Source organism: Mycobacterium sp. IDUB_28, from assembly GCF_055419285.1.
Window position 1 is genome coordinate 439,133 of sequence record NZ_JBVAXK010000003.1, and the last position, 12,403, is coordinate 451,535.

The following is a 12,403-nucleotide window of genomic DNA, read 5'->3' on the forward strand; positions in this document are numbered from 1 at the left end:
GTAGGCGTTTCACGGGTGCAAGTTCAGGCCGCGCACAGCGCTGAACGCACCGCACGTCCAGCAGACCACCGGCACCACAGTGATCAACGCCAAGCAGCCCAGCGAGTCGACGATCCGCTGCGTCGCCGGAGACAGGCGGATCCTGGGCGCGACGAGATCGAGGTAAATCGCCCCGGCGGTGAGGGTTGCGGTCAGCGCGGCGATCCACGGGCCGTGTGCCGGGGCGGCGATGGCCCAGATCGCGAAGGTGATTGTGAGAGTGGCGATTCCGGTGGCGGCGAACATCATCGCTCTGCTCCGGTCGGTCCGGGAGTGCCACAGCAGTACCGCACCGGTGACGACGGCCAGCATGACGGCGCGGTGGTCGGACAATGCTGCAAGCACGGCCGCGACGGCTGCGGCCGTCGCACACGCGCCGCGAATGCTGGTCAACCAGTTGTCGGCGCGCAGCCCTTTATGGGCCAGCTCGGTCTCGCTGCACATTGGTGACAGACCCGTCAGCGCCATCGAGATCCGCGGTGCCATCTCGATCAGTCCCAGGCAGACCGGCACCATAATCGATCCGACAATGTGCGGTGGTGCGCCGCTGATCACCTCCGCCAGTGCGGCGACCGCGCCGACGACGGCACAGCACGCCAGGGCGGTCAATGTGACTGTCCCGCAGTGTGTTATCCGCATAGCCAGCACGGTGGCGGCAGCCGTCGTCATCGCGGCCAGCAACACGTTGGGGGCACCGGGTGGGCCCGGCACCGCAAGCAGACCGGCAACAGCGGCGAAGATGGCGGCTACGAGCGAAAGCGCGAGTCCCGCGACCGGGTCGCCGAGACCCCGGTGCCCGACGCCGGCCGCCGCGAGGGCGCCGACTGCGGCGCCCCCGGCGACCACCGCGGCCGTACCCGCACCGGCCGGCGCCACGAATGCGTTTCGGACCAGCACCGCTGCGCCGACCGCGGTGAGACCACCCGCCGCGACCGCGCCGGTGAGCCGGCCGGGTTCGCGGGACTGGGTCGCGGTGCCCAGCGCGGCTGCCACCGCAGCGGCGTCGTCGTCGCAACGACGCACGGGTGGCAGCGGGTCCACACGGCTCAGGATGAGCACGGTGCCATCTCGGATGCCGTTCTGCGCCAACGTAGTCGAGCTCGGCAGCGACGCCCCGCCGATACAGGACAGGCGATGGCGGCCGCGCGGTGCGCCACCCAGGAGGTCGACGATCGGCGGTACGAGTTCGGCGACGGGCAGGGCGGTGGGCAGGGTCAGGTCGGTGCTGACACCTTCGCAATGAACGGTGACGCGACACAACGATTCCGGCATCTGTGCGACGTTAACCGGCTGCTGGGGCGGTGATCTCCGGTTGTCCACAGCTGACTTGTCGCACATTGCACCGGCCCCTAGCGTTGCCCGACTGTGACCGCGGTAATCGAAGTCACGGCACCGCCGGAGGTGCCGCGCTCGGGGTCGTCGAGCCCGCTCGCCCTGGTGGTGCCGATTGTCATGGCGATAGCGATGCTGGGTGTCACCGGCGCGGGATTCCTCACCGGGACGCCGACGGTACGCAATCCCACCTTCATCGCGTTCCCGGCGATGATGTCGGTCTCGCTTCTGGCGACCGCACTCACCGGCCGCAGCCGCCGGCGCGGCGCTGCGCTCAATGCCGAGCGCGATTGGTACTTCAGCTATCTGGGCGAACTACGTGACACGGTCACCCACACCGCTGCAGCACAACACCGCGCACTGATTTCCGCGCACCCCGACCCGGATACACTGTGGACACTGGTCGGCGGCCCGCGCATGTGGGTACCAGCGCAGCCGGAACTCTGCCACGTGCGAATTGGCATCGGTCAGGTGCCGCTGGCGACCCGGCTGGTGCCCGTGCCCGCCCCCGCCGCCTGCGATCCGGTCAGCGACGCTGCGCGACAACGGTTTCTGGGTGCTTACTCCACACTGGAAGCGCCCGTCGTGATAGCGCTGAACGGGGAAGTGACGATCGACGGTGACCCCGGCGAGGTGCGGGACCTGATCCGGGCAATCGTCTGCCGGCTGGCGGTGGCGCAGCCGCCCGGCCAGTTGCTGATCGCAGTGGCTTGTGACCGGAATCCGATCAACTGGGACTGGTTGAAATGGTTGCCGCACAATCGACGTCCAGCCGGCGCTGAGCAGTTGACGTTTGCGACAGTGGGTGAGGCCGGACCTGTCCTGGCTGCGGTCGGCATCCGGGCCGTTCTGGTTGTCGATAGCGCCGAGCCCGCCCCTTCGATCCCCGGGGTCATCCTTCTCGTGGTGGGGGCTGAGGCGACATCGCTGACGGTGCGGCATGGCGATCAGGCCGAGGCGCCACCTGCGCCGGACCGACTCGACGCCGGCGATGCCCTGGCATGTGCTCGCCGGCTGGCCGCCCACGGGAACTCGGTACCGCGCGGTGACGATGACTGGGCGAGCCTGCTCGGCATCGACAACCTACGTTGTGCCGAACCGAAACTGAGGTGGCGCAATGGCGTTCAGCGTCGGCACCTGCGCGTCCCGATCGGCACCACGGCTGGCGGACAGCCCGTGCAGCTGGACATCAACGAGGCCGCCGAAGGCGGAATCGGCCCACACGGTCTCTGTGTCGGGGCCACTGGATCGGGCAAGTCCGAACTGTTGCGCACCGTCGCGTTGGGCATGATGGCCTGCAACCCACCTGACGTGCTCAACCTGCTCCTCATCGACTTCAAAGGTGGGGCAGCATTTCTCGACTTCGCCGGCTCGCCCCAGGTGGCTGCGGTGGTCACCAATCTGGCCGACGAAGCGCCGCTGGTGGCCCGGATGCGTGATGCGCTGGCGGGGGAGATGAACCGCCGCCAACAGCTGTTGCGCACGGCGGGAGCCGCGAGCATCACGGCCTACAACCAGGCGCCCGGCTCGGTGCCGTTGCCTGCCCTGTTCATCATCGTCGACGAGTTCTCCGAACTGCTCAGCCAACACCCGGATTTCGCCGACACCTTCGTCGCGATCGGCCGACTCGGCCGCTCCCTGGGAATGCACCTGCTGCTGGCCAGTCAGCGGCTCGACGAGGGTCGGCTGCGCGGCCTCGACGCACATCTCTCCTACCGGATCTGCCTCAAGACGCTGTCGGCCAGTGAATCACGGGCCGTGCTGGGGACCCTCGACGCCTACGAGCTGCCCGCCACCCCCGGCGTGGGGTTCCTGCGGGCGGGCAGTGCGGAGCCGGTCCGCTTCCGGGCGGCATATGTGTCCGGGCTGCTGAGGGCCGAACCGGTTGAGGCGCAGGCTGAAGTGCGCCGGTTCACCGCCGAACCGGTCGGCGCCGGGGCACCGTCCGTCGCGGCGCCGCAGCCCTCGGTGCTGCACTCCGTCTTGGACCGGTTGGCCGGGCACGGCCCGCCCGCGCATCAGGTGTGGTTGCCGCCGCTGAGCGTGGCGCCACCCCTGAGCGCGTTACTCGACGCGCACGCCGGTACGCGGCTCACCGTGCCCCTCGGTGTCGTCGACCGCCCGTACCAGCAGTGCCGCACCCCGCTCTTGGTCGATCTGTCCGGCGCCGCGGGCAACGTCGCTGTTGTCGGTGCGCCTCGCGCGGGCAAGTCCACGGCGCTGCGCACTTTGATCACCGCGCTGGCCGCCACCCACGAACCTGAGCAGGTGCAGTTCTACTGCATGGACTTTGGCGGCGGCACGCTGTCCGCGGTGGGCGACCTGCCACATGTGGGCGATCTGGCCGATCGCGCCGCACCGCAGCTGGTTTGGCGCATGGTTGCTGAAATGGAGTCGGCGGTGCGGGCCCGGGAGGCACCCTGCGGTGCGCGCGGCAATGTGCGGCCGACCGACGCGGAGATCTTTCTGGTCATCGACGGCTGGGCCACGCTGTGCAGGCAGTTCGAGGGGATCGACGAGAAGGTCACCGCCATTGCAGGCCAAGGGCTCTCGTTCGGTGTGCACGTGGTGTTGTCGACGTCGCGGTGGGCGGACCTACGGCCGGCGTTGAAGGATCAGATCGGCACCCGCATCGAACTTCGGCTCGGCGATCCCGCAGACTCCGAAATCGACCGCGGACAGGCACGCCACGTGCCGCCCGACCGCCCCGGCCGCGGGCTGTCCCGGGACGGCAAGCACATGCTGATCGCGCTGCCGGACGGCGTCGGGTTGCGCCTCGGCGCCGCGGTTGCACCCCCGATACCGTTGCTGCCCGACCTGGTGGACTATCCCACCGTCATCGCCGCCTCGGACGAGAATGTGGTGCTCGGGATCGAAGAGCACCGATCACAGCCGCTGACAATCGATTTCGACACCAATCGGCACCTGCTGATACTGGGGGACAACGGCTGCGGCAAGACCGCGGCACTACGGGTGCTGTGCCGCGAAATCGTCCGGACCAACACCGCCGCCCAGGCGCGACTGTTCATCGTCGACTTCCGGCGAACCCTGCTCGGCCTGATCGATTCCGAACACCGTGGCGGGTACGCCATGTCACCGGCTGCACTGGGATCGATGTTGCCGGAACTGGTCGCCACCCTGCGCGGCCGGCTTCCCGGCGCCGATGTCACCGAGGCGCAACTGCGGGCCAGGGCGTGGTGGACGGGGCCCGACATCTATCTCGTCGTCGACGACTACGACCTGGCCGCGGGATCGTTGTCGGCGCTGCTCGAATATCTGCCCTATGCAACGGATCTCGGATTGCATGTCATCGTGGCCAGACGCAGCGGGGGCGCGGCGCGCGCCCTGTTCGATCCGCTGCTCGCCGGCCTGCGCGACCTCGGGTGCCTCGGGATGCTGATGAGCGGCCAACCGGAGGAGGGACCACTACTCGGGTCAGGCCCGCCGGTGCCGCTGCCCCCGGGACGTGGCAGGCTGATCACCCGTCCTGGTGTCGAGCAGATGGTGCAGGTTGCCTGGAGTCCGCCCCCGTGACCGCACATCGCGCCGTCATCGAAGCCGGACCGACCGTCATCCGCCGATTATGCTGTGGCGCAGTCCAAGCCAGCGAGTCGTGGGTGGCCGCGGTCGAGGCGGTAGACGACGCGGTGACGCTGGTAGACGAGCAGCCGGTGGCCGTCGAGGTGCTGTGGAGCGAGGCGCTGCGCACGTTGGCCGCAGGGCATGACGACGGTGTGATCGTGGTGCATCCGTCGTGGTGGTCGGCGGCGCGCATCGGTGTGATCACCAGTGCCACAAAGGAGTTGAGCGGTGCGGTCACGCTGCGGCCGCGGTCGTGGTTGCTCGCGACGGCAACCGGTGACCAGCTGACTCATCCGGTATCGGTGGAGATCACCGGCCGGTTGGTGGCCGTGCTGGGTACCCAGGCTGTTGCGGTGGCACGCCGGGCGACACCGGAGCAGACAGTCGGGAAGGTCGTCGAGGCCGTGGTGGCGACGGGCACGGCGCCCGTTGTCATCGATGCCGCGGGCGGGGCAGACGGAGCGGCGCAACTCGCCACGCTGCTCGCCGAGGCGGTGCCCGGCGGTGAGCGGACGGTCCTGGTGATCGACGATGCGCGGCTCGCCAGGCTCGCCCGGGCCACTGCGTCCGTGCCGGCGGAGCCGCCCGCGGCGGCGGTGGTGGCGCGGCGGGGGTCGTCGGCGACTCGGCTCGCGGCGGCGGCGGTCGCTGTGACCGGGCTGGCCGTCCCGGCGCTGGCCGTCCCGAGGCCGGGCGGGGTACCCCTGGCGCGGCCGGCGCCGACGACGGTGCTGCTCGAAGGCCGGGTCGCGCTGACGGTGCCCGCCGACTGGGCTACGCAGCGGGTGGTCTCCGGTCCCGGCTCGGCGCGGGTACAGATCACCTCGCCGACGGATCCGGAGGTGGCGTTGCACGTCACGCAGTCACCGACGCCCGGCGAGACACTCAGCGGTGCCGCCGAGACACTGCGCCGCGCGATCGACGCCGAACCGGCCGGCGTGTTCGTCGACTTCAACCCGGCCGGTAGCACCGCCGGTCGCCCGGCGGTGACCTACCGCGAGGTGCGGGCCGCTCATGACGTGCGGTGGACGGTGCTGCTCGACGGATCCGTCCGCATCAGCGTCGGGTGTCAGAGCCGGGCGCGGGACCCCGACGCGGTGCGCGATGCGTGCGAGCAGGCCGTGCGGTCGGCGCACGCGGTCGAATAAATACCTGGAACCGAAAGGGCTCGGCCGCAGTCGAACTAGATAGCGAAAGGAGAGAGACGATGAGCACACCGACGGGTGCCGACACCCTGCACACCGATTTCGACCTGATGCACTCGGTCGCCGCCACCACGGACGCGCGCAACGAAGAGATCCGGTCGATGCTGCACGCCTTCATCGGCCGGGTGAGCAGCGTGCCACCGACGCTGTGGGGCGGGCTCGCCGCCGCACGGTTCAAAGACGTCGTGGACCGCTGGAACGCCGAGTCGATGCGGCTGTATCACGTGTTGCACGAGATCGCCGAGACCATCCGGAACAGCGAAGCTACCCTGCGCGAAGCCGGCCTCGACCATGCCCGCCATATCGGCGCGGCCGGCGGAAATCTGTGATCGGGGGAGGCCGGCCATGGACTCGGTGCTGTCGTACAACTTCGCCGCCATCGAATACTCGGTCCGGCAGGAGATTCACACCACCTCGGTGCGGCTCAATGCCGCACTCGACGAGTTGAGGTCGCAGATCGCGCCCCTGCAACAGTTGTGGACGCGGGAGGCGGCCGCCGCCTACCAGGCCGAGCAACTCCGGTGGCACCAAGCGGTCACCGCGTTGAACCAGATACTGGTCGAGTTGGGAAATGCGGTCCGGGCGGGGGCCGACGACGTGGCCCACGCGGACCGTCGGGCAGCCGGCCGCTGGGGCCGCTTTTGACCTGCGGGGATGCGCATCGGTAAGCTGCACCGTTGGCGTGCGGGTGCCTCCGGGTACTGGGCTTCCAGGGATTTCTCGGGTCTACGTCGGTCGCCGAGACCATATCCCCGCACACGCCGGACCGGCCCCCGGTCACACCGGGATCCAATCCGAGCTCAGGCTCGCAGAGAAAACAGGAGTAAGCGCTGTGCCTACCTATGCGCCCAAGGCAGGTGACACCACCAGGTCGTGGTACGTCATCGACGCCACGGACGTAGTGCTTGGCCGCCTTGCTGTCGCAGCAGCCAATCTGCTGCGTGGCAAGCACAAGCCGACGTTCGCGCCCAACGTCGATGGTGGTGACTTCGTCATCGTCATCAACGCCGACAAGGTCGCCATCAGTGGCGACAAACTGCAGAGCAAGATGGCCTACAGCCACTCGGGTTACCCCGGTGGTCTGCGCAAGCGGAGCATCGGCGAGCTGTTGCAGAAGCACCCCGACCGCGTGGTGGAGAAAGCGATCGTCGGCATGCTGCCGAAGAACAAGCTCAGCCGCCAGGTGCAGAAGAAGCTGCGCGTCTATGCGGGCCCGGAGCACCCGCACACCGCTCAGCAGCCCGTTCCGTACGAGATCAAGCAGGTGGCGCAGTGACCGAAACCAGTTTCGAGACCACCGAGGTGGTCGACGCCGCGGTCGAGGGTTCGGCCACCGGCGAATCGTTCGTGTTCGAACGCCCGATCCAGACCGTCGGCCGCCGCAAGGAGGCTGTGGTGCGGGTGCGCCTGGTCCCTGGCACCGGCAAGTTCGACCTCAACGGCCGCAGCTTGGAGGATTATTTCCCCAACAAGGTGCACCAGCAGCTGATCAAGGCCCCGCTGGTGACCGTGGACCGGGTGGACAATTACGACATCTACGCACTGCTGCACGGCGGCGGCCCGTCGGGTCAGGCCGGCGCGCTGCGGTTGGGCATTGCCCGCGCGTTGATCATCGCCACGCCGGAGGATCGTCCGTCCCTGAAGAAGGCCGGCTTCCTCACCCGTGACCCCCGTGCCACCGAACGCAAGAAGTACGGACTGAAGAAGGCCCGCAAGGCGCCTCAGTACAGCAAGCGCTGATCGACGATCACTTTTTGGGCTGCGAGCGGGTGTCGCTCGGCGTGTCGCCGACATACGACACCCGCTCGCAGCCAACAGTGATTGAGTGCATGCTCACCACTGGTGAGCCAACTGTGAGAGGTTTGACCGCATGGGTCGACTATTCGGCACTGACGGCGTCCGCGGAGTCGCGAATCGCGAGTTGACCGCCGAACTGGCACTGGCGCTGGGCGCCGCCGCCGCGCGGCATCTGGCGAGCGCATCGGGCCCCGGCAGGCGGGTAGCCGTGATCGGGCGCGACCCGAGGGCCAGTGGTGAAATGCTGGAAGCCGCCGTCATCGCCGGCCTGACCAGCGAGGGCGTCGACGCGTTGCGCGTCGGCGTGCTTCCCACCCCCGCGGTGGCCTATCTGACCGGCGCCTACGACGCCGACTTCGGGGTGATGATCTCGGCGTCGCACAACCCGATGCCCGACAACGGCATCAAGATCTTCGGCCCAGGCGGCCACAAGCTCGACGACGAGACCGAAGACCGGATCGAGAACCTGGTCGCCGCGGGACCCGGGCTGCGACCCGTCGGTGCGGGGATCGGGCGCGTCGTCGACGCCCAGGATGCCGTGGACCGCTACCTCCGCCACGTCGGCAAGGCCAGCACCAGCCGGCTCGACGGGCTGACCGTCGTGGTCGACTGCGCGCACGGCGCGGCCTCCGCCGCGGCGCCCAGCGCCTACCGTGCGGCCGGTGCCCGCGTCATCGCGATCAATGCCGACCCCAACGGACTGAACATCAACGACGGCTGCGGGTCCACCCACCTGGAATCGTTGCGCGCCGCTGTCACCGCACACCGCGCCGACCTCGGCCTGGCCCACGACGGTGACGCCGACCGCTGCCTGGCCGTCGACGCCAACGGTGATCTCGTCGACGGCGACACCATCATGGTGGTGCTGGCACTGGCCATGAAAGAAGCCGGCGAGCTGGTCTCCGACACCTTGGTGGCCACGGTGATGAGCAACCTCGGGCTGCACCTGGCGATGCGCGCGGCCGGGGTGACGGTACGCACCACCGGCGTCGGTGACCGCTACGTCCTGGAAGAGTTGCGGGCCGGCGATTACAGCTTGGGCGGCGAGCAGTCCGGCCACATCGTGATGCCGGCACTGGGCTCCACCGGCGACGGTATCGTCACCGGGCTGCGATTGATGACGCGCATGGTGCAGACCGGCTCGTCGCTGGCCGCCCTGGCGTCGGCGATGCAGACGTTGCCGCAGGTGCTGATCAACGTCGAGGTCGCCGATAAGGCCACCGCCGCGGCTGCACCGACGGTACAGACAGCGGTCCGGCAGGCCGAGGCCGAACTCGGCGACACCGGGCGAATCCTGTTGCGTCCGTCGGGAACCGAGCCGCTGATCCGGGTGATGGTGGAGGCGGCCGATGAGGAGATCGCTCAGCGGTTGGCCGCGACGGTGGCCGACGCGGTCAGCGCTGCCCGCTGAAACTTTGCTGGAACCGCGCCGCTCGCCGCGGCGTCGAAGTAAGTATGAGACTCGATAGCGCTGAGATGTGCCAGATCGCCGAGCGGATCACTGCCGCGGCTGAACTGATCGATAATGCAGCGGCAAATCATCTGTCCCGGTTGACATTCGGAGGTGCGTGCGCCGGCAGAGCCCACCCGGCCCGCGGCGAGGCGTTGCGCGCTGCGCTGGACCGTCTGGTCGTGGAGCTTGCGCAGTGGTCGCGGGCAACGACGGAGATAGCCGTCGCGCTGCGCTCGGGTGCTGAGCGCTACCTCGACGCCGATCGGTACGCCGCGGCCCGGATCGCCTGACTGTGGCCGATCGGCTCGATGTCGCCGGGCGCCTTGCCGAAGGACGGTCGGCCGTCGAACACACCCAGACCTATGTGCGCGCCAGCCAGGTTGTCGGCTACCGGCATCCGGAGCTGACCGCCCACCCCACTCAGATCCACGACTGGTACGACAGCGAAGACGGACTCGACCTGCACGCGCTGGATGCCGACTGCGCGCGGCTGCGGGCGGCGGACGCGATGCTCACCGAGGCCCTGCGCGAGCAGCGCGCCCAAGTGACCGCCCTGGCGACAGCGTGGACGGGGCCGGGAGCCGACGCGGCGGTCGCGTTCATGCAGCGTCATTGCGACACCGCCGGCGCGCTGATAACCGAGATCCGAGCAGCGGCCCAGCGTTGTGAGTCGTTGCGCGACAACCTCTGGCAACTGGTCGATGCGAAGGTCGCCACCGCCGTCGCGATCGACGACCGCACACTGGCGCAGCGGCCCGCCTGGCTGGCGGCGGCCGCTGCGGTCACGGGCGGTGAGTCCGCCGCACAGCAGGTGATCACCCAACAGGTCGTGCCGTACGTGGACACCGTGATCGGCAACGACTGGGTCGCGGCGATGCGGTCGACGCGGGCGGCGGTAACGGCATGCTTCGATCTGGTCACCGACCGGTTGGCCACCGCGATGCCGGCACATTTCGAGGTTCCGGGCGATTTCGGGCCGTCGTCGAGTCCGCCGTCGCGGCCGCAGCGGCCGGTCGCCCACAGCGCGCAGCCGGCAAGCGTCCTGACGGCGCCCGCGAGTGTCGAGCCGGCCCGGGGGTCTGGGTACGCGGCACCGGCAAGCGCGCCAACGCAGTCGGCATCGCCGCCGAATCCTATTCCAGCACAACCAGATTCGATCCCACCGCTGGGTGTGGGCGGTGCGGGTCTGGGAAGCGGCGGCGGACTCGGCGGGGATGCCGGCCTGGGCAGACTCGGCGGGATCGCCAGCCGGATCATTCAGGAGATGGGTGGCCTGCTGGGGAGTGAGCCGCCAGATCCAGAGCACAGGTTCGACGACGAGGAGGACCATTCCGGCAGCGACGCCGACCACAAGCACACCAAGGACAAGACCGACGCCCCAGAGGCGCCGGAACCCGGCAAGCAGACCCTCGGAGAGGCGACGGTCAACCCGCCGGTCGGCGAACCCGCCCCGATGGCACAATCCAGCCAGCCGCTACCAACAGCCGAACCCGCCCCGGCACACCCACTCCCCAACGCTCCACCGCCGAAGGCGCCGATGTCCGGATCCACGCCCTGCGAGATCGCCGCCAACGAACTGCCGCAGGCCGGGCAGTAGCGAGTCAGGAGGGACGCAGTTGTAGCAGCTCTTCGACATAGCGCAGCGCTTCACCGGGATCTGCGGTCACCGGTCGGACCAGCAGCGTGGTCGCGCCGGCGGCAGCGAAGGCGGCCAACCGCTCGGCGATGAATCCCCGCGGGCCGATCAGCGAGATCCCGCGGACCAACTCGTCGGGCACCGCGTCGATCGCCGCACGCTTGCGGCCGGCCAGGTACAACTCCTGGATGCGGTCGGCGACCTCGCCGAACCCGTACCGGGTGGCCAGGTTGTGGTAGAAGTTGCGGCCCCTGGCACCCATGCCACCGATGTACAGAGCCAGCTGCGGTTTGGTCCACGCCAGCCGGTCGTCGACGTCGTCGCCGATCGCCAGCGACGTGCTGACCATGACATCCAGCGGGCCCAACGCCGGATCGCGTTTGGCGTTGCCGGCCGCCAGCGAAGCGCCCCACACTTCGGCGGCCCGTTCCGGATAGAAGAATACCGGCTGCCAGCCGTCGGCGATCTCCGCGGTGAGCTCCACGTTCTTCGGTCCCAGAGCCGCAATGGATATCGGAATACGTTCCCGCACTGGATGATTGATCAAGTGCAGGGCTTTTCCCAGCCCCGTTCCGCGATCTGCCGGCAGCGGGATCTGGTAGTGCCTGCCGGCGTGCTGCACCCGCTCCCGGCGCCACACCTGCCGGCAGATCTCAACTACCTCGCGGGTGCGGCCCAGCGGGGAGTCGAACTCGACGCCGTGGAATCCCTCGATCACCTGCGGACCGGAGGTGCCGATGCCGAGGTGGAATCGGCCGTCGGACACATAGTCCAGTCCGGCGGCGGTCATCGCCAACAGGGTGGGCGTGCGGATGAAGATGGGAAGCACGCCCGAGGCGAGTTCGACGGTTTCGGTTTTGGCCGCCAGATATCCCAGCTGACTGATCGCGTCGAACGCGTACGCTTCGGCCACCATCGCGATGTCGATGCCGGCCTTCTCCAGGGCGACCACCCGGTCCACGCCGTCGCGGAAACCGCCGCTGTAGTCCAGGGCGACGCCGATCCGCATCAGCCCGACGTACCCGTCCAGTACTCTTCGAACCGTTGCCCGTCGGGTGCGAGTCTGAGGATGTCGTTGCCGGTGAACGTGACGGGACCGTCGGGCCCGCTGCCCCTGCCTACCCAACGGCCGGCCACGAAATCCCCGTCGCGCAGCGGACCCAATTCGATGGTGAAGGCCAAGTCGGCCAACATGTTTCGGGTCTCGCCGACGATCGCTTCGAGCTCCGCCGGTCCGTGGATCTCCCGGTCCGGCCAGTGGCCCACGAAGTCGTCGGAGACGATCTCGGCAGCTACCGGTTGGCCGGCCCACAACTCGCCGATCCACCGCTGGTAAAGGTCATGTGGAGTTGGCATAGT

At 68.9% G+C, this 12,403-nt stretch carries 12 protein-coding genes; 9 read left to right on the plus strand and 3 right to left on the minus strand.

Annotated elements, in window-relative coordinates; genetic code table 11:
• Nucleotides 1-9 precede the first annotated feature (9 nt).
• Nucleotides 10-1,311, minus strand: coding sequence for a type VII secretion integral membrane protein EccD (gene eccD, locus ACZYZ9_RS08930; protein WP_463825882.1), 1,302 nt, complete (start codon nucleotides 1,309-1,311; stop codon nucleotides 10-12).
• Between the two features lie 93 nt (nucleotides 1,312-1,404).
• On the opposite strand from eccD, the gene eccCb reads away from it, so the two are divergent.
• The 9 genes from eccCb (at nucleotide 1,405) to ACZYZ9_RS08975 (ending at nucleotide 11,005) form a co-directional block, all read left to right on the plus strand.
• Entirely contained in the window at nucleotides 1,405-4,905 is a 3,501-nt protein-coding gene (eccCb, locus tag ACZYZ9_RS08935; RefSeq protein WP_463825883.1) for a type VII secretion protein EccCb, read from the plus strand.
• On the plus strand, nucleotides 4,902-6,101 hold the full coding sequence (locus ACZYZ9_RS08940; protein WP_463825884.1) for a type VII secretion-associated protein: 1,200 nt from the start codon (nucleotides 4,902-4,904) through the stop codon (nucleotides 6,099-6,101). The genes eccCb and ACZYZ9_RS08940 overlap by 4 nt, the downstream gene beginning before the upstream one ends.
• Nucleotides 6,102-6,160: 59 nt before the next feature.
• A complete protein-coding gene (locus ACZYZ9_RS08945) occupies nucleotides 6,161-6,487 on the plus strand; it encodes a WXG100 family type VII secretion target (RefSeq protein WP_463825885.1) in 327 nt (108 codons plus the stop codon).
• Between the two features lie 16 nt (nucleotides 6,488-6,503).
• Nucleotides 6,504-6,803, plus strand: a complete 300-nt coding sequence (locus tag ACZYZ9_RS08950) for a WXG100 family type VII secretion target (RefSeq protein WP_463825886.1) — start codon at nucleotides 6,504-6,506, stop codon at nucleotides 6,801-6,803.
• A gap of 187 nt (nucleotides 6,804-6,990) precedes the next feature.
• Nucleotides 6,991-7,434 carry a 50S ribosomal protein L13 gene (gene rplM, locus ACZYZ9_RS08955; protein WP_463825887.1) on the plus strand — a complete coding sequence of 148 codons (444 nt, stop codon included), beginning with the start codon at nucleotides 6,991-6,993 and terminating at the stop codon, nucleotides 7,432-7,434.
• A gap of 26 nt (nucleotides 7,435-7,460) precedes the next feature.
• Nucleotides 7,461-7,898: a 30S ribosomal protein S9 gene (gene rpsI / locus ACZYZ9_RS08960; protein WP_463825990.1), complete on the plus strand. Its 438-nt coding sequence runs from the start codon at nucleotides 7,461-7,463 to the stop codon at nucleotides 7,896-7,898.
• A 130-nt stretch (nucleotides 7,899-8,028) separates the two neighbouring features.
• Nucleotides 8,029-9,366: a phosphoglucosamine mutase gene (gene glmM, locus ACZYZ9_RS08965; protein ID WP_463825888.1), complete on the plus strand. Its 1,338-nt coding sequence runs from the start codon at nucleotides 8,029-8,031 to the stop codon at nucleotides 9,364-9,366.
• A gap of 44 nt (nucleotides 9,367-9,410) precedes the next feature.
• Nucleotides 9,411-9,698, plus strand: a complete 288-nt coding sequence (locus ACZYZ9_RS08970) for a type VII secretion target (RefSeq protein ID WP_463825889.1) — start codon at nucleotides 9,411-9,413, stop codon at nucleotides 9,696-9,698.
• A gap of 2 nt (nucleotides 9,699-9,700) precedes the next feature.
• Nucleotides 9,701-11,005 carry a hypothetical protein gene (locus tag ACZYZ9_RS08975; RefSeq protein ID WP_463825890.1) on the plus strand — a complete coding sequence of 435 codons (1,305 nt, stop codon included), beginning with the start codon at nucleotides 9,701-9,703 and terminating at the stop codon, nucleotides 11,003-11,005.
• A gap of 4 nt (nucleotides 11,006-11,009) precedes the next feature.
• On the opposite strand, the gene ACZYZ9_RS08980 is transcribed toward ACZYZ9_RS08975, so the two are convergent.
• Both ACZYZ9_RS08980 and ACZYZ9_RS08985 read right to left on the minus strand, forming a co-directional pair.
• Nucleotides 11,010-12,053: an LLM class F420-dependent oxidoreductase gene (locus tag ACZYZ9_RS08980; RefSeq protein ID WP_463825891.1), complete on the minus strand. Its 1,044-nt coding sequence runs from the start codon at nucleotides 12,051-12,053 to the stop codon at nucleotides 11,010-11,012.
• A complete protein-coding gene (locus tag ACZYZ9_RS08985) occupies nucleotides 12,053-12,400 on the minus strand; it encodes a nuclear transport factor 2 family protein (protein WP_463825892.1) in 348 nt (115 codons plus the stop codon). The genes ACZYZ9_RS08980 and ACZYZ9_RS08985 overlap by 1 nt, the downstream gene beginning before the upstream one ends.
• Between the last annotated feature and the right edge of the window lie 3 nt (nucleotides 12,401-12,403).